The organism is Bradyrhizobium cenepequi (assembly GCF_020329485.1).
GTDB classification, from domain to species: Bacteria; Pseudomonadota; Alphaproteobacteria; order Rhizobiales; family Xanthobacteraceae; genus Bradyrhizobium; species Bradyrhizobium cenepequi.
The window spans coordinates 529,742-551,486 of record NZ_JAGKJI010000001.1 but is presented as its reverse complement, the minus strand read 5'-3'; the positions used below and the strand labels follow the sequence as shown (position 1 = coordinate 551,486).

23 protein-coding genes, 1 tRNA gene and 1 pseudogene are annotated in these 21,745 nt (G+C 63.5%); 12 read left to right on the top strand and 13 right to left on the bottom strand.

The genetic code is table 11. The annotated features are described in order from the left end of the window. Positions 1–8 precede the first annotated feature (8 nt). The 3 genes and pseudogenes from J6497_RS02740 to J6497_RS02730 form a co-directional block, all read left to right on the top strand. Positions 9–911: a metal ABC transporter solute-binding protein, Zn/Mn family gene (locus J6497_RS02740; protein ID WP_376708151.1), complete on the top strand. Its 903-nt coding sequence runs from the start codon at positions 9–11 to the stop codon at positions 909–911. Positions 912–1,222: 311 nt separating this feature from the next. Beyond that, positions 1,223–2,293 carry a hypothetical protein gene (locus J6497_RS02735; protein ID WP_225702666.1) on the top strand — a complete coding sequence of 357 codons (1,071 nt, stop codon included), beginning with the start codon at positions 1,223–1,225 and terminating at the stop codon, positions 2,291–2,293. Positions 2,294–2,434: 141 nt separating this feature from the next. Further along, a pseudogene (locus J6497_RS02730) lies at positions 2,435–3,058 on the top strand (HlyD family secretion protein); the annotation flags it as partial. Positions 3,059–3,521: 463 nt separating this feature from the next. Here J6497_RS02730 and J6497_RS02725 read toward each other — a convergent pair. From J6497_RS02725 to mnmA, 4 genes are all read right to left on the bottom strand, one after another. Beyond that, positions 3,522–3,598 (bottom strand) — tRNA-Met (locus tag J6497_RS02725). Positions 3,599–3,715: 117 nt separating this feature from the next. Further along, positions 3,716–4,075 (bottom strand): hypothetical protein, encoded by a 360-nt coding sequence (locus J6497_RS02720; protein ID WP_225702665.1) that lies wholly within the window; start codon positions 4,073–4,075, stop codon positions 3,716–3,718. A gap of 52 nt (positions 4,076–4,127) precedes the next feature. Then, the gene (locus tag J6497_RS02715; protein WP_225702664.1) at positions 4,128–4,766 is read right to left on the bottom strand and encodes a class I SAM-dependent methyltransferase; all 639 of its coding nucleotides are present in this window, start codon (positions 4,764–4,766) and stop codon (positions 4,128–4,130) included. 18 nt (positions 4,767–4,784) lie between these two features. After that, entirely contained in the window at positions 4,785–5,963 is a 1,179-nt protein-coding gene (gene mnmA / locus J6497_RS02710) for a tRNA 2-thiouridine(34) synthase MnmA (protein WP_225702799.1), read from the bottom strand. On the opposite strand from mnmA, the gene J6497_RS02705 reads away from it, so the two are divergent. The 3 genes from J6497_RS02705 to J6497_RS02695 all read left to right on the top strand — a co-directional run bounded on the left by J6497_RS02705 (position 5,962) and on the right by J6497_RS02695 (position 8,658). Beyond that, entirely contained in the window at positions 5,962–6,237 is a 276-nt protein-coding gene (locus J6497_RS02705; protein ID WP_225702663.1) for a hypothetical protein, read from the top strand. The two genes, mnmA and J6497_RS02705, sit on opposite strands and share 2 nt — an antisense overlap. 79 nt (positions 6,238–6,316) lie before the next feature. Then, on the top strand, positions 6,317–7,897 hold the full coding sequence (locus tag J6497_RS41480) for a flagellar hook-length control protein FliK (RefSeq protein WP_225702662.1): 1,581 nt from the start codon (positions 6,317–6,319) through the stop codon (positions 7,895–7,897). A gap of 11 nt (positions 7,898–7,908) precedes the next feature. Further along, positions 7,909–8,658 (top strand): flagellar hook assembly protein FlgD, encoded by a 750-nt coding sequence (locus J6497_RS02695; RefSeq protein WP_225702661.1) that lies wholly within the window; start codon positions 7,909–7,911, stop codon positions 8,656–8,658. Here the strand turns inward: J6497_RS02695 and J6497_RS02690 are convergent. Then, positions 8,655–9,140 carry an anthrone oxygenase family protein gene (locus J6497_RS02690; protein ID WP_225702660.1) on the bottom strand — a complete coding sequence of 162 codons (486 nt, stop codon included), beginning with the start codon at positions 9,138–9,140 and terminating at the stop codon, positions 8,655–8,657. The genes J6497_RS02695 and J6497_RS02690 overlap by 4 nt on opposite strands. A 216-nt stretch (positions 9,141–9,356) precedes the next feature. Here J6497_RS02690 and sciP point away from each other — a divergent pair, with 216 nt between their 5' ends. The 6 genes from sciP (at position 9,357) to flbD (ending at position 14,968) form a co-directional block, all read left to right on the top strand. Continuing rightward, positions 9,357–9,632, top strand: coding sequence for a CtrA inhibitor SciP (sciP, locus tag J6497_RS02685; protein WP_002714638.1), 276 nt, complete (start codon positions 9,357–9,359; stop codon positions 9,630–9,632). 173 nt (positions 9,633–9,805) lie between these two features. After that, positions 9,806–11,440: a flagellar basal-body MS-ring/collar protein FliF gene (gene fliF, locus J6497_RS02680; protein WP_225702659.1), complete on the top strand. Its 1,635-nt coding sequence runs from the start codon at positions 9,806–9,808 to the stop codon at positions 11,438–11,440. A gap of 1 nt (position 11,441) precedes the next feature. Beyond that, positions 11,442–12,533 carry a flagellar motor switch protein FliG gene (gene fliG, locus J6497_RS02675; RefSeq protein WP_225702658.1) on the top strand — a complete coding sequence of 364 codons (1,092 nt, stop codon included), beginning with the start codon at positions 11,442–11,444 and terminating at the stop codon, positions 12,531–12,533. Next, positions 12,533–13,156, top strand: coding sequence for a FliH/SctL family protein (locus tag J6497_RS02670; RefSeq protein WP_225702657.1), 624 nt, complete (start codon positions 12,533–12,535; stop codon positions 13,154–13,156). The genes fliG and J6497_RS02670 overlap by 1 nt, the downstream gene beginning before the upstream one ends. A 22-nt stretch (positions 13,157–13,178) precedes the next feature. Next, a complete protein-coding gene (gene fliN, locus J6497_RS02665) occupies positions 13,179–13,532 on the top strand; it encodes a flagellar motor switch protein FliN (protein WP_225702656.1) in 354 nt (117 codons plus the stop codon). Positions 13,533–13,582: 50 nt separating this feature from the next. Further along, positions 13,583–14,968 carry a sigma-54-dependent transcriptional regulator FlbD gene (gene flbD / locus J6497_RS02660; RefSeq protein ID WP_225702655.1) on the top strand — a complete coding sequence of 462 codons (1,386 nt, stop codon included), beginning with the start codon at positions 13,583–13,585 and terminating at the stop codon, positions 14,966–14,968. 21 nt (positions 14,969–14,989) lie between these two features. On the opposite strand, the gene J6497_RS02655 is transcribed toward flbD, so the two are convergent. From J6497_RS02655 to J6497_RS02620, 8 genes are all read right to left on the bottom strand, one after another. Further along, positions 14,990–15,154 (bottom strand): hypothetical protein, encoded by a 165-nt coding sequence (locus tag J6497_RS02655; protein ID WP_225702811.1) that lies wholly within the window; start codon positions 15,152–15,154, stop codon positions 14,990–14,992. Positions 15,155–15,469: 315 nt separating this feature from the next. Further along, the gene (locus tag J6497_RS02650) at positions 15,470–16,051 is read right to left on the bottom strand and encodes a flavin reductase family protein (protein ID WP_225702654.1); all 582 of its coding nucleotides are present in this window, start codon (positions 16,049–16,051) and stop codon (positions 15,470–15,472) included. A gap of 7 nt (positions 16,052–16,058) precedes the next feature. Beyond that, positions 16,059–16,907, bottom strand: a complete 849-nt coding sequence (locus J6497_RS02645) for an ATP-binding cassette domain-containing protein (protein ID WP_225702653.1) — start codon at positions 16,905–16,907, stop codon at positions 16,059–16,061. 17 nt (positions 16,908–16,924) lie between these two features. Beyond that, positions 16,925–17,731, bottom strand: a complete 807-nt coding sequence (locus J6497_RS02640) for an ABC transporter permease subunit (RefSeq protein WP_225702652.1) — start codon at positions 17,729–17,731, stop codon at positions 16,925–16,927. Then, the gene (gene ssuD, locus J6497_RS02635) at positions 17,728–18,894 is read right to left on the bottom strand and encodes an FMNH2-dependent alkanesulfonate monooxygenase (protein ID WP_225702651.1); all 1,167 of its coding nucleotides are present in this window, start codon (positions 18,892–18,894) and stop codon (positions 17,728–17,730) included. The genes J6497_RS02640 and ssuD overlap by 4 nt, the downstream gene beginning before the upstream one ends. Continuing rightward, positions 18,891–19,034, bottom strand: coding sequence for a hypothetical protein (locus tag J6497_RS02630; protein WP_225702650.1), 144 nt, complete (start codon positions 19,032–19,034; stop codon positions 18,891–18,893). The genes ssuD and J6497_RS02630 overlap by 4 nt, the downstream gene beginning before the upstream one ends. Positions 19,035–19,058: 24 nt before the next feature. Next, positions 19,059–20,009 (bottom strand): sulfonate ABC transporter substrate-binding protein, encoded by a 951-nt coding sequence (locus J6497_RS02625; protein WP_225702649.1) that lies wholly within the window; start codon positions 20,007–20,009, stop codon positions 19,059–19,061. A 342-nt stretch (positions 20,010–20,351) separates the two neighbouring features. Next, a complete protein-coding gene (locus tag J6497_RS02620) occupies positions 20,352–21,563 on the bottom strand; it encodes an LLM class flavin-dependent oxidoreductase (protein ID WP_225702648.1) in 1,212 nt (403 codons plus the stop codon). Between the last annotated feature and the right edge of the window lie 182 nt (positions 21,564–21,745).

Sequence of the window (21,745 nt, the reverse complement as noted above, 5' to 3'; positions counted from 1 at the left end):
AAAGAAACATGAAAGACGCCCCCTTCCGCATAGCATTTTCGGCCCTGATGATCTGGGGCGCGATGGCCACATCGGCTTCGGCCAAAACGCTGAACATCGTCGCCAGCTTTAGCGTGCTGGCAGACGTGGTGCAGCAGGTCGGCGGCAGTCATGTGCAGGTCAAAAGCCTGGTCGGGCCCAATGGCGATCCACATCAATTCGAGCCGTCGCCCGACGATGCAAGGAACCTGAAGGACGCCGATCTCGCCTTCATCAGTGGCGAGGGCCTGGAGCGCTGGTTCGAGAAGCTCGTCACGGCGTCGGGCTATCAAGGCACACCGGTCATTGTCTCGACTGGCATCAAACTGCGCGAGCGACAGCGCAAGGGCCAGATTTCGGATGACCCGCACGTCTGGAACAGTCCGCTTAACGTCCTGGTATGGGTGGCCAATATCGAGAAGGCGCTCAGTGCCGCCGATCCAGAGGATGCCGACGACTTCAGAGTGAATGCTGCGCGCTACATACGGGAATTGCGCGATCTCGACGCTTATGCCCACGCACGCATCGCCCCGGTCCCGGCGCAACAGCGCAAGATCCTGACCAGCCACGACGCCTTCGGATATCTTGGACGCGATTACGGCATCACGTTCCTGTCGCCGCTCGGCCTTTCCACTGAGACCGAAGCATCCGCAAGCGAGGTCGCAAGGCTGATCGATCAGGTAAAGGCCGAACGCGTGAAGTTCTATTTTATCGAGACCTCCAATGATCCGCGGTTGGTGCAACAGATCGCGAATGCGACCGGCGCGCAACCGGGCGGCAAACTTTACGCAGAGGCGCTTTCACGCCCTGATGGACCGGCCCCGACCTACGCCCGGATGTTTCGGTACAACATTGACCTCCTCGCAAAGGCGATGGTACCGGCGAGCAATTGACCCTTTATGTAACGTTATTACATTTACGCTGCACCGTAATAGGCCCTAACTGTCAAGGGACATCCCGTGCTCGCTCATACGAAGGCGAGACCGTTGTCTTCATGGTTTGCGGGCAGTGTTGTGCGGTGGAGGAAGCGGCCTCGGACCTGGTAGCGCGCGGCTTGCGGGGCGTGGCGAAGACAAACTGCTTCAGGCCCTTGCACCCCATTGTCGAGTTGGAGGGAGAATGCGCGAACTGCGCGGGCGCACCGGCGAGTTGAGATGTCCAAAGCGAAACTTCATCCAACTTTTTTCGAGGCGCGCCTGCTGCGATGAAGACCCAGACAATGCGTTACGTTCTCCTGAAATGGGTCGATATTCTACGTATCGAAGGCGGAGGCGTTCCGTTGCAGCCAGTATTGCTCTTTCTCAAGACCGTTAGTCTCAGTCTCGCAATTGCCGTGTGCGGAGCGACTGGATCCCTTGCAGCGGGGCAACCATCGGCCGTCCCGGCTTGGTTGCTGGGTCATATCGGCGGAGGCGAAGGGCAGATTGCGCAAGTAGTCTTGCAGAGGGCACGCGCCCTTTATCTGCGAAAGGTGAGCGAAGGGGTCGTCAAAAACCCCTGCTATTTTGCCATGGACGCGACGCGCCCTAACGATTTAAGCCACGGCAGATTAGGAAAGCGGTTTTACATTATTTGCGAAGCTGACCAGTCATTTCGTGCGATTTCCGCAGGTCACGGCAGCGGTCGCGATTTGAAGGGTGTCGCAGATTTCTCGAACGGAAGGGAGTGCGCGAAGAATTTTAGCAATGCAATGGATTCGTACCTGACGGCCGGAGGCGCTTACGTGACACGTGAGACGAAGACGTCTTTCAAAGGCTACTATCGCGTCTCGACGAAACAGGATGCGGTTCTGATACGGTCGTTTATTCAGTTTGATGGCGAAGGCGAGACCGCCAACGCCAGACAGCGCCTCATCGGCGGACATGCGGCCATCGCACTAAAGGGAATATGCCTTCGAAAAGATCCGCGAAGTCCGTACGCGAACCAGAACGGTTACGTTCCGTTCGGGAATCTGGTGGACTATTCGGGCGGCCGCAGCGATGGCTGCACCAGTTGGTCACCATCTGACGCCGCGCAAATCATGCCGCTGCTGAAGGACGATCCGACGACGGTTTACATCTATCCTGAATCGCACGATATCGAAGCCGTCGCGCAAGCCGTAGCAGCTCGCCGGTCGCCGTCACGCATTGGCCTGTATTGGAACGCCCTCTGCTTGAAGCAAATCGGCGCTCCGAAATTCTGGCCAAAAGAGGTTCTTGAGCCGATCCTCGCTCGATACCATAAGGATCCAGAACCGTCCGCGTCCGCGTGGTCGCCGCCGATCTGCAAGCCGTAAACTTGCTGCTAATTTATTCGTTTCGCTCTCAGGACGGGCCAGTGACTGCGATGCTCAATCCTACCAGGGTCGATGAATGCTCCGCGATGACCGGGCGGCCAGGTTCGTGCCGGGCGTTCCCCTCGGAAAAAAGAATAAATGGCACTGCCACGACAACGACACTTTGGGATCCGCGCCGCAGACCTGCAGGCCAAGGCTGCCTACAATGAGGCTATAGCGGATTTGGACGTCGCACGTCTCAATCTGACCCGATCTGAGATCCGCGCCCCAGTGAATGGTGACGTGACGAACTTCGATCTCCGTCCAGGCTCTTACCTTCCGGCGGGTCGAGGCATCATGGCTTTGATCGAGACCGATACGGTGCGCGTCGAAGGCTACTTTGAGGAGACGAAACTCGCACGCATCCATGTAGGCGATGCTGCCGATGTCAGGTTGATGGGCGCTTCGATCCTGAGAGGAAAAGTTGATAGCATCGCCCGCGGAATCGAAGATCGTGAACGAAGTTCGGGTGCGAGCATGCTTGCCAATATCAATCCGACCTTCTCATGGGTCAGGCTCGCGCAGCGCATTCCCGTCCGGATCAAGCTCGATGTGAATGACAATGCGGACGAATTGATCGTCGGGCGGACCGTCACCGTTCAGATCGACAGCGTCACCGGTTTCACTGCTGGGGCCACGTCGATGCTCCGGTCTGGCCTCTCGCGCATTTTGCGAGTGTTCGATCGGGAAAACGGTCACGAGCGACCAGCAATGCGCAAGCTTTGACCCAGCCTAATCCAGTCAAGAAGGCCAGTGCCCCCTTATTGGCGGTCCGGTGGCTCCGGCCCCGCCAGTGCGAGAAGCTGTCACGGGACGCCCAGGACAAGGAGCACACCATTTATAAAGCTGCGCTTAAGCAGGATCATCACCGGGATCATCTGACTAAACACTGCGTTGAGCGATACTAAGCGTTGCCAATTTAGCAAAGGAGACCGGCGCCAGCTCGATTATTTGGTCGGCGCCGGGGCGCGCCTCCATTATGCCAAAACTGCGCGGCCCTTGTCGGTAATCCGCCATCCGCCATTTTCGCGATCGACCAAGCCCCGCGAAAATATATCGAGTCCGGCACGCGTGCAGCCAGCCGCTTAGTACGCCAGCCGCTTAGTACGCCAGCCGCGTCAACCGCTACCGCTAGGTGTAAGAATCGTGGAAGATCGCAGTTTGGCGTACAAAATCTCGTGTGGGCCCATGGTAGCGGGGGAGGGACTCGAACCCCCGACCCCAGGATTATGATTCCCGTGCTCTAACCAGCTGAGCTACCCCGCCACGGCGACGCCGTTGCGGCATCCGAGATGCCGCGGCGCGAATGCGCGGCATATAAGGAGGCGGCAGACGGCCTGTCAAGCAAAGTGGGGCATCCCGCCAAGTAGCTGCGAAACGGGGCTATTTTGGCCGAACGGAGGGATCGCCACCGGGGCTGCCGGGAGGTGGGATCACGGGGGTGTTGCCCCCATCAGGGGCGGGCGCGTGCATTTCTGGGTCGACGCCCGCGGGCGGGCACAACACACCCTCGGAACGCGACAGTTTGTCGCCGAGCGGCTCGGATCGCTGGCCGGTGGTGGTGTTCGGCGCGGCATTGGGGTTCGCCGGCTGCTGCATCGGCGCGCAATTGTTGCCGCGCTGGGGCTGGGGCGGCGCGGTCTGGGCCGGTGGAGTCGTCGGGCTCGGCGGAGCCTGCGCGATCGCCGCTCCGGAAGCCGTCATCAGCACACCAAAAACGAGAAGCGAGTGATTGATCCGCATGCCAAGGCAACGGCTCGCGCGCGCGGAGGTTCCGCGCCTACAACGGCCGCGTTCACGATTTGCGGAAACGGATCAGCGAAAAATGCCCCATCGGCGGCATCGGGCGCCGCTCGGCAAGGCTGACGCCGCCATGTTTGTTGGCCCAATTGGCGAGCCGCCCCCATGGGAATTCCGGCCGCCAGCCGAGCCTTCGGGCAAACGGTGCAAAGGCCAGTTCAAACAAGCGCCGCGGCCCGCTTTCGGCGCCGATGTGGTTGACCAGGATCAGTTCCCCGCCAGGCTTGAGCACGCGGATGAAATCATCCAGCGTCGCCTCGGGATCCGGAACGGCCGTGATGACATATTGCGCCACCACCGCATCGAAGAATGAATCCGGGAACGCGAGGTTCTTCGCGTCCATCACCGCCAGCGTCTCGACATTGGTCAAGCCCAGCGCGCGCACGCGCTGCTGCGCCCGCCGCAGCATCGGCTCGGAAATATCAACGCCGCAAAGTCTGGTGCTGCGCGAATAGTCCGCCAGCGACAGTCCGGTGCCAACACCGACATCGAGCACGCGGCCACCGATCCGGTCGGCTTCCGCGATGGTCGATTGCCGGCCCTGATCGAACACCTTGCCGAACACGAAATCGTAGATCGGCGCCCAGTGCCCATAGGCCTTTTCGACCCCGTCGCGGTCGATGTCCCCAGCCATCCCCTGCCCCGAATTATATCAGCGCACGGCCTCGGCGAGCGGCCGCGCCGTCGCAGCAACGTTCCTCGCGGCTGCACTCTTGATGAATCCGCCGCCGAGCACGCGCGCCCGGCCTGACGGCGCGTCGTAGAACACGCAGGCCTGCCCGGGTGATACGCCCTCTTCGCCGACGACGAGCTCGACCTCATAGCCGCGATCGGTCTTGCGCAGCCAAGCCAGCTGCGGCGCGCGCGTCGAGCGCACGCGCACGAACATCTCGATGCCCTCGCCAATGACGCGGTCGAGCGCACCGTCGCCGAGCCAGTTGACGTCGCGAAGAAGAATGCGATCCATCCGCAGCGCTTCACGCGGGCCGACGACGACGCGGCGGCTCGCCGCATCCAGCCTCACGACATACAGCGGCGCGCCGGTCGCGATTCCCAGCCCCTTGCGCTGGCCCACGGTGAAATGGACGATGCCCTGGTGATGGCCAATCACCTTGCCGTCGAGATCGACGATGTCGCCGGGTGCGACTGCAGTCGGCTTCAAGCGGCTGATGATGTCGGTGTAGCGACCGGTCGGCACGAAACAGATGTCCTGGCTGTCCTGCTTGTCGGCGATCTCGAGTCCAAAGCGGCGCGCGAGTTCGCGAACCTGCGGCTTGGTCATGTCGCCGAGGGGAAAGCGCAAATAGTCGAGCTGCTCGCGCGTGGTCGCGAACAGAAAATAGCTCTGGTCGCGATCGGCGTCGGCCGCGCACACCATCGCGCGCGATCCGTCGGCGAGACGCCGCGAGGCGACATAATGTCCGGTCGCGAGCACGGCAGCACCGAGCTCGCGCGCGGTCGCGAGAAGATCGCGGAACTTGATCGCGCGGTTGCACTCGATGCACGGCACCGGCGTCTCGCCGAGCGCGTAGCTGTCGGCAAAATTGTCGATCACTGATTCGCGGAAACGGCTCTCATAATCGAGCACATAGTGCGGAATGCCGATCCGCTCGGCGACGTTGCGGGCATCGTGAATATCCCGCCCGGCGCAGCAGGCGCCCTTGCGATGGGTTGCGGCGCCGTGGTCGTAAAGCTGCAGCGTGATCCCGACCACGTCGTAGCCTTCCGACTTCAACAGCGCAGCCGTCACCGATGAGTCCACGCCGCCGGACATGGCGACCACGACCCTGGTATCCTCGGGACGGCCTTCGAGATCGAGACTGTTGCGCATGGAAGAGGTCATCGATTTCTATCGCGAGCGGCCGTTGCCCCCGCGACCAGCGTTAAAAGCGGACTTTGCCCAGAAGGCTTTGAAGCATCGCCGAAAAAAGCTGATTGGCCTCATCGGGGCGCAGGAAAAGCCACCCTTTAATATAGGCCGTATCGCCGCGAAGCAATCAGCCGTCCTTGGAAGAGATATAGGACGGCAAATCTTGCCGCCGGGCAAAAAACGAACCGCCGCGACATCGTTCCAAATCCAGCATCCATCTCGTAAGCTACTGTAATGTAAGGATATTTTTCTAGGGCTTGCGCTGGCCCGCTCCTTGCTGATGGGGAACTGAAATTCCATCCCGAGGGTCCGTCGTGGTCAACGTCGCGCAGGAAGCATTGGCAGGCATGTCGTTTCAGGCCAATTCGCCGAGATCGTCGGCGCGGCCCGATTCCGGTCCCGCGCCCGGAAATGACAGTTTTGCCGCGCTGGTCGACAGCAACGCGGCCGCCCGTGACGAACGCCCTGACGACAGTTCCCGCGCGCCGGCCCCGGCGCGCCGGAACGATGATCCGGCTCCGGCGGCGGACGCAAGGTCGCGCGATGATAGCGCCGGCCCCGACCGCCCCAAGCGGGACGATGTCGATGCGCGTAACGACGCCGGCTCCAGCGGCCGGGCTGACAAGCCGGATTCCGCCGATTCGAAATCCGACACGTCGAAGTCTGACGGGCCCCAATCCGATGCGGCAAAGCCGTCGAAGCCGAAGGACGACACCCCGGCCAAGGACGATGCCAAGGATGGTGACGAGTCCAAGCAGGACAACGCCACCGCTGCAACCACGGTGATCGCCGCGACGGTTTCCGCAGCCGTCGTCAGCGCCGCCAATGCAGCGTCCGCAACACCGCCCGTATCCGACACGGCCACCGCTCCGCTCGCGACGGCGGCCGCCGCCATCGCGGCCGTGGCTTCGGTCGCCGGCACGGCGCCGGCCGCAGCAAACGCGGTTAAGACCGATGCAGCCAACACCGACACCCAAGCCGCAGCCGCCGTTTCCGATGGTGAGCAGGCAGTTGGCGGCACGGCCGCGACCGGCATCGCGCTGGCTGCAGCGGCCCCGTCGACGCCGCAAGCAAAGGCCGCGGCCCAGTCAAAGCCGACACTGACCGCGAAGGACGCCATCCCCACGCCAGGCGAGCAAGACGGCGCGACGGCCCCTGCGCCGGCCGAAGCACCGACCGGCATTGTCCCTGATATCGCCCCGCCAACCGCGGCCGCGGGCAAGCAGAAGGCCGAGCACGCTTTTGTTGACGCGGTGAACTCGGACGCCTCGGGCAATTCCGCGCAGACGCCAGCCGCGAATGCCGCAAGCCACGTGCAGACCGGCACTGCCAATGCGGCACAAACGTTCGCCGCCGCGTCGGACAATAGTGCGCAGGCGGCCGCCATGATGCAGCCGCAGACGCCATCCGCGCCCACGACACCGTCGGCCAATTCGCAACTGACCGTGACCGCGGCAGCCACGCATAACAATGCGGTGCCGGTCGGCGGCCTCGCGATGGAGATCGCGGCCTCGGCCAAGAGCGGCAAGAGCCGGTTCGAAATCCGGCTCGATCCTCCCGAACTCGGGCGCATCGATGTGCGCATCCATGTCGACAACAACGGCCAGGTGACGTCGCATCTGACCGTCGAGCGACCGGAAACGCTGCAGATGTTGCGCCAGGACGCCAACCAGCTGCAGCGCGCGCTGGACAATGCCGGTCTCTCGACCGGCAATAGCGGGCTGCAGTTCAGCCTGCGCGACCAGTCATCGTCGGGGCAGAATGGCGGCAACCAGTCCCATCCCAATGCCCATCGCCTGATCGTCAGCGAAGAAGACAGCGTGCCGGCGACCGTCGCCGGCCGCAGCTATGGCCGCATGCTCGGCGCGAGCGGCGGCGTCGATATCAGAGTCTAGAGGAGCGCACCATGGCAACCGACGTATCTATGCCGTCGCCGGTCGTATCGGCGCCCGCGACCGGAACGAGCACAGGCAACAACGCCGCATCAACCCAGACGCAGGGCATCGCCGATAACTTCCAGACCTTCCTGACGCTGCTGACGACGCAGTTGCAGAATCAGAACCCGCTTGATCCGCTCGACACCAACCAGTTCACTGCGCAACTCGTGCAGTTCGCCGGCGTCGAGCAGCAGCTCAAGATGAACGACCAGTTGAGCTCGATTGTGGCTCTGGAGAAAAGCGCGCAGTCGACGCAGGCGCTGATCTATGTCGGCAACACCGTTGCGGTCGACGGCAGCAAGGCCAATTTCAACGGCGCGGCGACCTGGAATATCAACGCGCCGAAGGACACCAACGCCACCATCACGATCACCGACTCGACCGGCCAGACTGCCTATTCCGGCAATTTTTCGCTGAAAACAGGTGGTTCCAGTTTCGTCTGGGACGGCAAGGGCAATGACGGCACGCAGTGGCCGCCGGGCAGCTACACGCTGACGGCGACGGGCAAGGACTCGGCCGGCAACACGGTCGCGATCTCGACCGAAGTCCAGGGCATCGTCGATTCCGTCGATCTGACCGCCACTCCGCCGCTGCTCTCGATCGGCGGCGAGACGTATACGACCGACCAGATCAAGCGGGTGATCCGTCCGAGCACTGGCAACGACGGCAATGACTCTGGGTCAGGCTCTGGCGACGGCTCCGATTCCGGTTCGAGCTAGCTCGCCGCGATGGCGGCGATGAAAAGCGCGCATGCGGCCGTGGAGGCGATCGTCCGCACGTGATTCCAGAATGTCCACTCCTTGAGATACCGCGCCCATAAGGAAGCCGCATCGGAGCTCGCCCGATCGGCCGCGGCCAGCGCGTTGTTTAGCGGCACGTTGAAGATCATCGTCACGACGAACATGCCGACCACATAGACGATGCCGCCGGCGAGCATCGCCAGCGACCCAGCCTCGCCCACGAGGAAGACCGCGACGACGGCGAGGATCGCGCTCACCAGCGTCGTGCCAAAGAAGAGCGGCATGAACAGCGAACGGAGGATGTCGGCATTGATCGCATTCATCGCCGCGATGCCGGATGGCTGGTCGATGCGGCCGAGCGCGCCCATAATGAAGGTCGAGAACGCAAAATAGAGCCCGGCCATCAAGCCGCAGCCGACCGCGGAGAACCAGAGCAGGATCGGCACTACAATCTCGCGCACGGGCGATCTCCCTCCCCGGTTGTCGTTCGACCCTATCTGGCACACGTCGGCGCCGCCCTGGGTCGCTTTCCCACACTGACACAGGTGCCTGGGCCGAGCCACCTTACCGGCATTTCCAACGCGATTCGTATTGCACGCTTGTGCTTAGGTAAATTTTAAGCCGACACGCGTAGGTTGGCGGGGTGAGTTCAGTGGTCGAGAGTTTGTGAGTACGCCATGACAGAACCCCATCGCCCGAGGGTGAAATACGTCATCGGGCCTGACGGCAGTCCGCTAACCATTGCCGACTTGCCCGCGCCCGGTACAAAACGGTGGGTCATTCGCCGGAAGGCTGAAGTCGTTGCCGCGGTGCGCGGTGGTCTGCTCTCCCTGGAGGAAGCCTGCAGCCGCTATACGCTGACGGTCGACGAATTCCTTTCCTGGCAATTCTCCATCGATCAGCACGGTCTGGCCGGGCTGCGCACCACCCGGATCCAGCAATATCGCCAGTAAGCCCTCGAAACCAATCGAATTTGATGAAAACCGGCCTCGCTCTGCGAAGCCGGTTTTTTTCATGTCCCACTTTCTGCCGCGGTTCTTAACCGTCGTTAACCGGATGGAAACCATACCCTAGGCAATAATTGCCCAGTCGGACCCTCCGAGGGCCGAATCCCTGGGGGCGGTTGGTGCAAAGTCTGGTTGCTTTCCTGAAGGGCCTGGGTGCGGCCCGGTTGGCGGCGATGGTGGCGGTCACCGCCGCGCTGATCGGCTTCTTCGCCTTCGTCATCATGCGCGTCACCACGCCGCAGCTGACGACCTTGTTCACCGATTTGAACGTCGAGGACTCCTCCTCGATCGTCAAGGAGCTGGAGCGGCAGGCGATCCCGTTCGAGCTGCGGAATGAGGGCGCCGTCATCATGGTGCCGAAGGACAAGGTCACGCGGCTCCGCATGAAGCTCGCCGAGGGCGGCATGCCCAAGGGCGGCGGCGTCGGCTACGAGATCTTCGACAAATCGGATGCGCTCGGCACCACGAGCTTCGTCCAGAACATCAACCATTTGCGCGCCCTGGAGGGCGAGCTCGCACGCACCATCCGCGCCATCGACCGTATCCAGGCCGCACGCGTGCATCTGGTGCTGCCGGAGCGGCCGCTGTTCTCGCGCGAGACGCCGGAGCCGTCCGCTTCCATCGTGGTGCGGGTGCGCGGCACCCTTGAGCCGCAGCAGATCCGCGCCATCCGTCACGTGGTCGCCTCCGCCGTCAACGGGCTGAAGCCGCAGCGGGTGTCGATCGTCGACGAGGCCGGCCAGCTGCTCGCCGACGGCGCCACCAGCGATGCCGACAACGCCGTCGGCGACGAGCGCCGCGCCGCTTTCGAGAAGCGGATGCGCAAGCAGGTCGAGGACATCGTGTCCTCCGTGGTCGGCCAGGGCCGCGCCCGCGTCCAGCTCTCTGCCGATTTCGACTACAACAAGATCACCGAGACCTCCGACAAGTTCGACCCCGAAGGGCGCGTGCTGCGCTCGAGCCAGACCCGGGAAGAATCCAGCCTCACCGCAGACAATAACGGCCAGGTCACGGTCAACAACGAATTGCCCGGCAACCAGAACCAGGACAATGCCGCGCGCGCCCGCGACCAGAGCAAGAAGAGCGAAGAGACCAACAATTACGAGATCTCCCGCACCACCAAGACCGAGGTGACCGAAGCCGGACGCGTCAACCGCATCTCGGTCGCGGTCCTCGTCGATGGCAGCTACGCCAAGAATGAGAAGGGCGAGCAGGTCTACCAGGACCGTCCCAAGGAGCAGCTCGACCGCATCGCCGCGCTGGTGCGCTCGGCGATCGGCTTCGACCAGAAGCGCGGCGATCAGGTCGAGGTCGTCAACCTGCGCTTTGCCGAGGCGCCCTCGGTCGCCCCGCTCAACGAGCCGACCGGCCTGCTTGGCATGCTGCAGTTCACCAAGGACGACGTGATGTATGTGATCGAGCTCGGCGTGATCATGCTGCTCGGCCTGGTCGTGCTGTTCATGGTGATCCGCCCGCTGGTCAAGCGTATCCTGGCCTCCGAGGCCGCACCCGGCCGCGCCGAGGCCGCGGTGCCCGCACTGGCCGACAGCAGCGCACAAGCCGGCAGCGAGGGCGGACAGGGCCAGGCGCTCCTGCCCGGCAACAGCGGCGCCGCGCACATGATCGACGTCGCCCAGATCCAGGGCCAGGTCCATGCCCAGGCCGTGAACCGCGTGGGCGAGCTGGCCGAACGCAATCCGAATGAAACCGTCTCCATTGTTCGCCAATGGCTGACCGAGCCTGCCGAGACCTGAGATGGCCAGCGTCCCACAAACCACGAACGCGAACGCCCAGGACATCACGAGCGTCATCTCGACGCTGTCGAGCCGCCAGAGCGACCGTCCGAGGAGCAAGCCGATCTCCGGTCCGAAGCGCGCGGCGATCCTGATGCTGGCGCTCGGCGAGAAATATGGCGGCAAGGTCTGGTCGCTGCTCGACGATGACGAGGTGCGCGAACTGTCGATGGCAATGTCGACGCTCGGCACCGTCGAGGCCGACGTGGTGGAAGACCTTCTGCTCGAATTCGTCTCGCGGATGTCGGCCTCCGGCGCGCTGATGGGCAATTTCGACGCCACCGAGCGGCTGCTGCAGCAATATCTGCCGGCTGACCGCGTCTCCGGCATCATGGACGAGATCCGCGGACCCGCCGGCCGCAACATGTGGGAGAAGCTCTCCAACGTCCAAGAAGAGGTGCTCGCCAACTACCTCAAGAATGAATATCCGCAGACCATCGCCGTGGTGCTGTCGAAGCTGAAACCTGAGCATGCCGCGCGCGTGCTGGCGATCCTGCCCGAGGACATCGCGCTCGATGTCGTGGGCCGCATGCTGCGGATGGAAGCGGTGCAGAAGGAAGTGATCGAGCGCGTCGAGCAGACGCTGCGCACCGAATTCATGTCCAACCTGTCGCAGACCAGGCGCCGTGACGCCCATGAGGTGATGGCCGAAATCTTCAACAATTTCGACCGCCAGACCGAGACCCGCTTCATCACCTCGCTGGAGGAGGAAAACCGCGAATCCGCCGAACGCATCAAGGCGCTGATGTTCACCTTCGACGACCTGGTCAAGCTCGATTCCGCCTCCGCCCAGACGTTGATGCGCCATGTCGACAAGGAGAAGCTCGGCATTGCGCTGAAGAGCGCCAACGAGGACGTCCGTAACTTCTTCCTGGGCAACATGTCCTCGCGCGCCGGCAAGATGCTGATGGATGACATGGCGGCGATGGGGCCGGTGCGCCTGCGCGATGTCGACGAGGCCCAGGCGCTGCTTGTCAATCTCGCCAAGGACCTCGCCGCCAAAGGCGAGATCATGTTGACCAAGAACCGTGCCGACGACGAACTGGTGTACTGATGGCTGCGCCCGCAAAATTCCTGTTCGACACCGACTTCTCGGCGCCAGCCAAGTCGCGCGAGCGCGCCGCGACCGCCGCCGAGATCGCCCAGAAGGTGGCGGAAGCCGAGGCGCGCGCCTATCGCAACGGCTACGATGCAGCACAGCATGAAGCTAGGGCAGAGAGCGACCGCCGCGCCGCGCTCGCGCTGGAAGAGATCGCGCTCGCCATCAAGAACATCGCGTCACGCTTTTCCGGCATCGAGGCGCGGATGGAGACCGAAGCCGTCGACGTCGCGGTCGCGGTCGCGCGCAAATTATGCAGCGAACTGACCGCGCGCGAACCGCTTGGCGAGATCACGGCGCTGGTGTCCGACTGCTTCTCGCATCTGGTCTCGACGCCTCATATCGTGGTCCGCATCAGCGATGCGCTCTACGAGGATGCGCGCGAGAAGATCGAGCGGCTGGCCGCGCAGAGCGGCTTCCAGGGCCGTCTCGTGATCCTGGCAGAGCCGACGATCGCGACCGGCGACTGTCGGATCGAGTGGGCCGACGGCGGCATGGTGCTGGAACGCGCGGCGATCGAATCCAAAATCAACGAGCTTGTCGGACGCTACATGGCGTCCCGTGACCAACGGCCATGAGGATTGAGCCAAAGGATCGACGATGAGTGACACCGACACCCATGTCCCGCTCCCCGACCTCAACGCGGCGGACGCGCCAACGGCCGACGACGATGTGGGCTATCACGAGGACGAAAACGCTTCGCGCATCGCCTCCGATCTCGAGGCCGTGTTCGACGTGCCGGTGCAGGTCTCGGCTGTGCTCGGCCGCTCCAAGATGGATGTCGGCCAGCTCCTGAAGCTCGGCCCTGGCACCGTGCTCGAACTCGACCGCCGGGTTGGCGAAGCCATCGACATCTATGTCAACAACCGCCTGGTGGCGCGTGGCGAAGTGGTGCTGGTCGAAGACAAGCTCGGCGTGACCATGACCGAAATCATCAAGGCAGAGCGTAGCTAACTCTTTAATGGATATGCGCGCGACGGACGCGCGGGAGACAGGAGACATTCATGCGGCTTCTCATCGTCGGCACCCTGAGGGGGCAGCTCACGACCGCCACCAAGATCGCGATGGACAATGGCGCTTCCGTGACGCACGCGGAAGGCAACGAACAGGCGATGGCGGTGTTGCGCGGCGGCAAGGGCGCCGACCTGCTGCTGGTCGATGTCGGCCTCGACATTCGCGACCTCGTAATGCGGCTGGAAGCCGAGCATATCCACGTGCCGATCGTGGCCTGCGGCATCTCCAACGATGCCCGCGCCGCGGTAGCAGCGATCCGCGCCGGCGCCAAGGAATACATCCCGCTGCCGCCCGACCCGGAACTGATCGCCGCCGTGCTCGCGGCCGTTGCCAACGATTCGCGCGATCTCGTCTATCGTGACGAGGCAATGGGCCGGGTGATCAAGCTGGCGCAGCAGATCGCAGGCTCGGACGCCTCGGTGATGATCACCGGCGAATCCGGAACCGGCAAGGAAGTGCTGGCGCGCTACGTGCATTCCCGCTCGGCGCGCGCCAAGCGGCCGTTCATCTCGATCAATTGCGCCGCGATCCCCGAACATCTTCTGGAATCCGAATTATTCGGCCACGAGAAGGGCGCCTTCACCGGCGCGATCGCCCGCCGCATCGGCAAGTTCGAGGAAGCAACCGGCGGCACACTGTTGCTCGACGAAATCTCGGAAATGGACGTGCGGCTGCAATCCAAATTGCTGCGCGCGATCCAGGAGCGCGTGATCGACCGCGTCGGCGGCACCAAGCCGGTGCCGGTCGATATCCGCATCATCGCGACCTCGAACCGCAACCTCGCAGACGCCGTGCGCGCCGGCACCTTCCGCGAGGACCTCTTGTTCCGCCTCAACGTCGTCAACCTGAAGATCCCGCCGCTGCGTGACCGCCCCGCCGACATCATCGAATTGGCGCAGCATTTCGCGAAGAAGTACGCCGAGGCCAACGGTGTGCCGGCGCGGCCGCTGTCGGCAGAGGTACGGCGGGTGCTGACCACCAACCGCTGGCCGGGCAATGTCCGCGAGCTCGAAAACACCATTCACCGTTCCGTGCTGATGGCTCAGGGCGACGAGATCGGCGCCGAGGCCATCGTGACCCCGGATGGTGACCGCCTCGACCTCGCCAGGACCGCACCGGCGGTCGCACACGCCACCCTCGCCGCAGAGCAGGTGACGCGCGCGCTGGTCGGCCGCACGGTTGCCGATGTCGAACGCGACCTGATCCTGGAGACGCTGAAGCATTGCCTCGGCAACCGCACCCATGCGGCCAACATCCTCGGCATTTCGATCCGCACGCTGCGCAACAAGCTGAACGAATACGCCGATGGCGGCGTCCCGATCCCGCCGGCGGGATCGGGCACGGCTGACTATCAGCGCCTGGCGACGGCGGGATAGCCTCCCGCCGTCAGTGCGAAGCTACGAATATTCCGACGCGTCCGGTTTGCGGAAAATATGAATGGGATCACCGGGCGTCAGATCACGTCCGGTGAAAGCGGCATAGGCATAGAGCGCGAGATAGGCGATCGCGAGCGCACCGATGCCGTAGAAGACCCAAGTTGCAAGACGTTTCATCAAGCCCATGACGCGCTTCGTTCCTTCCGGCAATAGAAGACCGACGCCTTCTATTGCGCGAGGAGACAAAACGCCACGGCCGGCGTCTCCGTTCCCAAAAGCGATGACGGCAGTTCTCCCTCGCCCGGTTCTTACGGGGAGAGGGTTGGGGTGAGGGGCTCTCTCCGCGATCACGGTGATAGATGGACTCGCGGAGACTCCCCTTCACCCGAAATTCAAGCATCGTAACCCGGGTGAAGCGTCAGCGTAACCTGGAGCCTCTCGTCAACGTTGGTGCCGAGTCCGGGGTTGCGCGTTCCGCTCCACCCGGGTTACGACCTGATGTTAGCGCAGATGCACGCCGCGCGTCGGCACGCTGACGTCGGCGAGCTTGGCCGCGTCCTCGTCCTGGTCGACGGCGACATAGCGGCCCTGCCAGTAGGCGAGCGCCCCGGTGCGCGCGGAGACCTGCACATCGAGCACGCGCCCGATGACGATCGCATGCGAATGGCGCGCTACGATGTCCTCGACTTCGCAGTCGATCGCCGCGAGTGCACCGACCAATAGCGGCACGCCGGAGGCGCGCGTCGTCCATTGGGCGCCGACGAAGCGCTCGGCGCCTTTCAGCCCGCCTCTGCCGGTAAAGCGCTCGGCGATCTCGACCTGGTCCGCGTTCAAGATGTTCACGCCGAAAATGCCGTAGCGCTTGACCAGCGGCCAGAACGATGCGGCGCGGTTCAGGCTCACGATCAGTGAGGCTGGCTCGACCGACAACGAGGAGACCGACGTAACGGTCATGCCGGAGATCTCCTTGCCCTGCCCTGCCGTGATCACGCTGACCCCGCCGGTCAGATGGCGCATGGCGCCGCGAAACTCGTCAGAAGTGACCACGGGATCGATCGCGATGTTGCGGACGGCGGAGTTCATGCAGGCCTCACAGGTCGTCGGACGTGTCTTCGGTTCCTTCCAGGAGATTCTTCAGGATCGCGCCCTCGAGTGCTGCGAGCCCGGCCGAGCCGCGCTCGCGCGGGCGCGTGATGTCGACATTGAAATCGTGTGCGATGCGGCCGTTTTCAATGACCAGCACCCGGTCCGCGAGCGCCACCGCCTCCGAGACATCATGCGTGACCAGGATCGCGGTGAAGCCTTGATCGCGCCAGACTCGCTCGAGCAGCCGCTGCATCGAGATCCGCGTCAGCGCATCGAGCGCGCCGAGCGGCTCGTCAAATGCCAGCACCCGGGGTTGGCTGACCAGCGCGCGGGCCAGTGCGACGCGCTGCTTCTGGCCGCCCGAGAGCACCGAAGGCCATTGCCCGCGCTTGTCGCCCAGGCCGACCTCGACCAGCGCCTTTTCGGCGCGTGCCTGCGCGTCCGCGGACGACCGCTCGCGCCCGAGGCCGACTTCGACATTCGACAGCACGCGCGCCCATGGCAGGAGCCGCGGCTCCTGGAACATGACGCGGATATCCTCGGCGCGTGCCTCCTCGCCGAAGCTGATGCTGCCGGCGGTCGGCTTCTCCAGCCCTGCGATCAGCCGGAGCAGCGTGCTCTTGCCGCAGCCGCTGCGGCCGACAATCGCGACGAACTGGCCTGCGGGAATATGCACGTCGATGCCGCGCAGCACCTCATTGTCGCCGAAGGATTTGCGCAAGCCGCGGATCGTCAGCGACAGCCCGCGCGCTGGCGCGTCGGGGCTACGGTGGAACCGGCGCGCCTCCTCGACAAAATCCGGGCGCGCGACAGCCGCGGCATCGAGCGAGCGAAAACGAAGGACTTCCTGCATGTCTATTCCTCGGTTCCTCAGTGTTTCTGGAAAGCCGGGTGCCAGGACAGTGTCAGCCGCTCCAGCGCGCGCGAGGCGCTGTCGGCAAGCTTGCCAAGCAGCGCGTAGATCAGGATCGAGAGCACGACCACGTCGATCAGCATGAATTCGCGCGCCTGCATCGCCATGTAGCCGAGCCCGGAGGAGGCCGCGATGGTCTCGGCCACGATCAGCGTCAACCACATGATGCCGAGCGCAAAGCGCAGGCCGACGAAGATCGACGGCAGCGCACCCGGAAAGATCACCCGGCGAAATAATTCGCCATCGGTCATGCCATAGATGCGGCCCATCTCGATCAGTTGCGGATCGACGGTGCGGATGCCGTGCAGAGTGTTGAGATAGATCGGAAAGAACACGCCAAGCGCCACCAGGAACAGCTTGGCGGACTCGTCGATCCCGAACCACAGGATCACCAGCGGGATCAGCGCCAGGTGCGGGATGTTGCGCACCATCTGCAGCGTGGTGTCGGTCAGTTTCGCCGAGAGCTGCGACAGGCCGTTGGCGAGGCCGAAGGCAAAGCCAATGCCGCCGCCGATCAAGAAGCCGATGCTGGCGCGCCAGAAGCTGACCCAGATGTTGCGGATCAGTTCGCCTGACAGCAACAGCTTCCATCCCGCCAGCGCCACGTCAGTCGGCGCCGGCAGCACGCGCGCGGGCACGAAGCCGGTGACACAGGCGAGCTGCCAGATGACGATGATGGCGAGCGGCACGATCCAGGGGATCAGGCCGTCCGCCCGCGGCAATCTGGGCGCGCGGACGCGCGGAAGGCTGTCGATGAGGCTCATGATTCCGATACCTGTTTTTGCGGCCGATAGTCGTTGCCGATGGTCTCGCCGAACGGCCCGGTGTTGACGCGGATCGGCGGCACGTTGTCGCCCTGCTCCAGAGAGAGCAGCGGGAACACCAGTTCGGCGAAACGATAGGCTTCTTCGAGATGCGGGTAGCCCGACATGATTAAGGTATCGATGCCGAGACGCTGATACTCCTTGATCCGCGCCGCGACCGTCTCGGGATCGCCGACCAGCGCGGTGCCCGCGCCGCCACGCACGAGGCCAACGCCGGCCCAGAGGTTCGGGCTGATCTCGAGCTTGTCGCGGCGGCCGCCATGGAGCTCCGCCATGCGCTGCTGGCCGACCGAATCCATGCGCGAGAAGATCTTTTGCGCCGCCGTCACCGTGTCGTCGGTGACGTACTGGATCAATTCGTCGGCGGCCTTCCAGGCTTCCGCATTGGTCTCGCGCACGATCACGTGCAACCGGATACCAAAGGAGATCTTGCGGCCGCGCTTGTCGGCGACCGCCTTCACGCGCGCGATCTTCTCCGCAACCTGTGCCGGCGGCTCGCCCCAGGTGAGATACTTGTCGACGGTATCGACCGCGACGTCGATGCCGGCATCCGACGAGCCGCCGAAATAGAGCGGCGGCCGCGGCGACTGCACCGGCTGGAACAAGAGCCGGCCGTCCTCGATGCGGATGTGCTTGCCTTCGACGTTGACGGTCTTGCCGGCAAGCAGATCGTTATAGACGTTGAGGAACTCGCGCGTCACCTCGTAGCGCTCGTCATGCGCCAGGAAGATGCCGTCGCCCTTGTTCTCGACAGGGTCGCCGCCAGTGACGACGTTGATCAGAAGCCGCCCGTTCGACAACCGGTCCAGCGTCGCGGTCATGCGGGCGGCGACGCTCGGCGACTGCAGACCGGGCCGCACCGCCACCAGATAGCGCAGCCGCTCGGTCTGCGGCGCGACCGCGGAAGCGACCACCCAGGAATCTTCGCAGCTTCGCCCGGTCGGTAGCAGCACGCCGTAATAGCCGAGCTGGTCTGCGGCCTGCGCGATCTGGCGCAGATAGTTGAAGTTCACCTCGCGTCCGCCGATCGAGGTGCCGAGATATCGGCCGTCGCCATGGGTCGGGAGAAACCAGAGGATGTTGGCGTTGGGTTGCTTAGTCACGATCCGGACCTCGGAAAATGTTCATGATTTGCAGCAGCCGCCATACCGAGCCGCTGCCTATAGGAAGCGCCGACCACGGCGGTGACGATGCCGACCGACGGCACCGCGCTGGTGATCCAGCGTTGCATGATGCGTCGCATGATGACCTCTGGGTGGAAATGAACTCAACTCTGGGGGTTGCGCCAGACGATGTCGCGGATCGCGATCTCTCTCGGGATCAGGCCGAGCTTGAAGAAGCGGTCGGCCACGCCCTGCTGGGTCGCAACGATGTCGTCGGTGACCGGCCCGATCTTGAACGCTGCCCGATTGGCGGCAACGGTCTGGATGTCGAGCGGAATGCCGGTGGCGGCGCTGAGCGATTTCGCCACCTCGTCGCGGTGCGCTTCCGCCCATGCCGCGGTCGACGCGATGACGTCGTTGATCTGCTGCAGGACGGGGCCGTGATTTTTCGAAAAGTCGCGGTTAGCGATGAAGAACGAGTTGGTCTTGGTGATCTCGTGGGCGTTGATGAGGATGCGGCCGTTCTGCTTGGTCTCGCCGATCGCGAAATACGGATCCCAGATCGCCCAGGCATCGATACTGCCATTGGCAAACGCCGGTCCGGCGTCCGGCGGCGTCAGATAGACCGGGGTGATGTCGTTGTAGGTAAGCCCCGCCTTTTCCAGCGTCTGCACCACGATGTTGTGCGAGCTGGAACCTTTGGTGAAGCCGATACGCTTGCCCTTGAGATCGGCAATCGTGCGGATCGCCGAATTCCGCGGCACCAATATCCCCTGGCCGTTGGTGATCGGCTGGCCGGCCGCGTAAACGATCGCCGCGCCCGCGGCCTGCGCAAACACCGGCGGGGAATCGCCGACTGCACCGTAATCGACGCTGCCGACATTCATCGCTTCCATCATCGGCGGGCCGGACGAGAATTCGACCCACTTCACGTCGATGCCGGCCGGCTTGAAATGACTTTCCAAGGCTGCGCGCTGCCGCGCGATAACCAGCACGCCGGTCTTCTGGTAGCCGATCCGAATTTCCTTCACCGCCGCTTCGGCTCGCGCGCGCAAGGGCAGCGCGGCGACCGCTGCAGAGCCAAGCGACAGTTTGAGGAACTCGCGACGCTTCATCACAAAATTCTCCTGACGATCAAGCGCGTATCAACGCGTGCGGTCATGCGACGTCAGGATGATGGGGCTCGCGAATGAAGCTGTCGAGCGGTCCAAAAAAATAGCGATGCCCGCACTGTCACGCGGGCGATGCGCGTGCCGTTTCTTTCAAACCGCGGATTGTGCGTAGCGAAATCTTTTCTTCACGAAATTGGGATGCGAGCAGCAGCTCTCCGCTGTCATCGTCCGCGGAAGCGGACGATCCGGTAACCACGCCGCCGGAGCGTGAGCCGAGACGCCGCGGAGTACTGGATGCCCGCCTTCGCGGGCATGACGCTGGATGTGGTGCTGCCCACAAATTCGTCAGCCGGTTGCCACGGCCTTCGGCGCCCCGCCAGGGTTAATCGACAGTTTTCCATAGCGATCCCTGAACGCTTCAGTGTCGATTTCCTCGAGCTTGATCTCGCCGCTCATTACGCCCTGCTTCCACGCATCGTGCTCGGGATCGTGCTCGAATTCCGGCATCACTTCCTTGGCGAACAGTTCCAGCGACTCGCAGATGTGTTCATGCGTGTTCTTGCCGGCTTGATTCAGCAGGATCACCTGGTCGATATGGGAGGTGCGGAAACGGCGCAGTTTTTTCCGGATGGTGTCAGGCGAGCCGATCAGGCCGCCGCGCAATGCAGCCTCCTGCGCTTCCGGATTGTCGCGCTTCCACCTGTTGTACTCGTCCCACATGTTGACGGTGCCCGGCGCCGGCCGCTGCCGATTCTGCGAGGCACCATAATAACGCAGCGCGAACTGGAAGAAGGTGGCGCCGTCGGCGCGGGCGCGTGCTTCCTCGTCCGTCTTGGCGCACATGAAGAACGATACCAGCGCCATGTTCGGATTGATCTGGTAGTCGGCGAGCTTCTTCAGCCGCTTCGTGATCGCATTGTAATAAGCATGCACCCAGGCGTGCGCCGCGTCCGCGCTGACGAACTGAAAACCGAGCGCGCCGAAGCCATGCTGCCCGGCACGCTCGATGGTCGGCAATTGCGAGCACGCCATCCAGAGCGGCGGATGCGGCTTCTGCACCGGCTTGGGCACCACATTGCGCAAGGGGATGTCGAAATATTTGCCGTGATGCTCGGTGCCGACCTTGGTGAACATCGGGAAGATCGCGGTAACCGCCTCTTCGAACACCTCGCGTTTGGTCTCCATGTCGCGGCCGAACGGCGTCAGTTCGGTGATCGAGGCGCTCTCGCCCATGCCGAATTCGCAACGGCCGTTGGAGAGGAGATCGAGCACTGCGACGCGCTCGGCGACCCGCGCGGGATGATTGGTCGTGAGCTGCAGGATGCCGTGACCGAGCCGGATGTTGCGGGTGCGCTGGCTTGCTGCAGCCAGGAACGACTCCGGTGCAGGCGAGTGCGAGTATTCCTCGAGGAAGTGATGTTCCACGACCCAGGCATAGTCGTAGCCGAGCCGGTCGGCGGTCTCGAGCTGCGTCAACGCGTCCTGGTAGAGCTTGAGTTCGTCGCCCTCGTTCCATGGACGCGGCAGTTGCAGCTCGTAGAAGATGCCGAATTTCATGGCGTCGCTCCCATAGTTCTTGTTTGTTTGCTGCAGTCTATTGCCGGGGCGGACGAAGTCCAGCCTCCACCAATTCCGGGTGACGGAAGATGCGCTCCGCAACCAAACAGTAACCCTTCCAGCGGCGCGCCGCCGAATCCACTGCGCCACCGATGCAATTTTGGCACGCATTGATTTGGATC

Coding starts and splice junctions, on each gene's coding strand:
- J6497_RS02655 (WP_225702811.1), bottom strand. CDS start 15,154: ATGGGCTTGATGAAACGTCTTGCAACTTGGGTCTTCTACGGCATCGGT.
- J6497_RS02695 (WP_225702661.1), top strand. CDS start 7,909: ATGGCAACCGACGTATCTATGCCGTCGCCGGTCGTATCGGCGCCCGCG.
- J6497_RS02735 (WP_225702666.1), top strand. CDS start 1,223: ATGAAGACCCAGACAATGCGTTACGTTCTCCTGAAATGGGTCGATATT.
- fliN (WP_225702656.1), top strand. CDS start 13,179: ATGAGTGACACCGACACCCATGTCCCGCTCCCCGACCTCAACGCGGCG.
- mnmA (WP_225702799.1), bottom strand. CDS start 5,963: ATGCGCAACAGTCTCGATCTCGAAGGCCGTCCCGAGGATACCAGGGTC.
- fliG (WP_225702658.1), top strand. CDS start 11,442: ATGGCCAGCGTCCCACAAACCACGAACGCGAACGCCCAGGACATCACG.
- J6497_RS02640 (WP_225702652.1), bottom strand. CDS start 17,731: ATGAGCCTCATCGACAGCCTTCCGCGCGTCCGCGCGCCCAGATTGCCG.
- J6497_RS02705 (WP_225702663.1), top strand. CDS start 5,962: ATGGAAGAGGTCATCGATTTCTATCGCGAGCGGCCGTTGCCCCCGCGA.
- J6497_RS02620 (WP_225702648.1), bottom strand. CDS start 21,563: ATGAAATTCGGCATCTTCTACGAGCTGCAACTGCCGCGTCCATGGAAC.
- flbD (WP_225702655.1), top strand. CDS start 13,583: ATGCGGCTTCTCATCGTCGGCACCCTGAGGGGGCAGCTCACGACCGCC.
- J6497_RS02740 (WP_376708151.1), top strand. CDS start 9: ATGAAAGACGCCCCCTTCCGCATAGCATTTTCGGCCCTGATGATCTGG.
- J6497_RS02715 (WP_225702664.1), bottom strand. CDS start 4,766: ATGGCTGGGGACATCGACCGCGACGGGGTCGAAAAGGCCTATGGGCAC.
- J6497_RS02625 (WP_225702649.1), bottom strand. CDS start 20,009: ATGAAGCGTCGCGAGTTCCTCAAACTGTCGCTTGGCTCTGCAGCGGTC.
- J6497_RS02670 (WP_225702657.1), top strand. CDS start 12,533: ATGGCTGCGCCCGCAAAATTCCTGTTCGACACCGACTTCTCGGCGCCA.
- J6497_RS02630 (WP_225702650.1), bottom strand. CDS start 19,034: ATGCGACGCATCATGCAACGCTGGATCACCAGCGCGGTGCCGTCGGTC.
- sciP (WP_002714638.1), top strand. CDS start 9,357: ATGACAGAACCCCATCGCCCGAGGGTGAAATACGTCATCGGGCCTGAC.
- J6497_RS02645 (WP_225702653.1), bottom strand. CDS start 16,907: ATGCAGGAAGTCCTTCGTTTTCGCTCGCTCGATGCCGCGGCTGTCGCG.
- J6497_RS02720 (WP_225702665.1), bottom strand. CDS start 4,075: ATGCGGATCAATCACTCGCTTCTCGTTTTTGGTGTGCTGATGACGGCT.
- J6497_RS02650 (WP_225702654.1), bottom strand. CDS start 16,051: ATGAACTCCGCCGTCCGCAACATCGCGATCGATCCCGTGGTCACTTCT.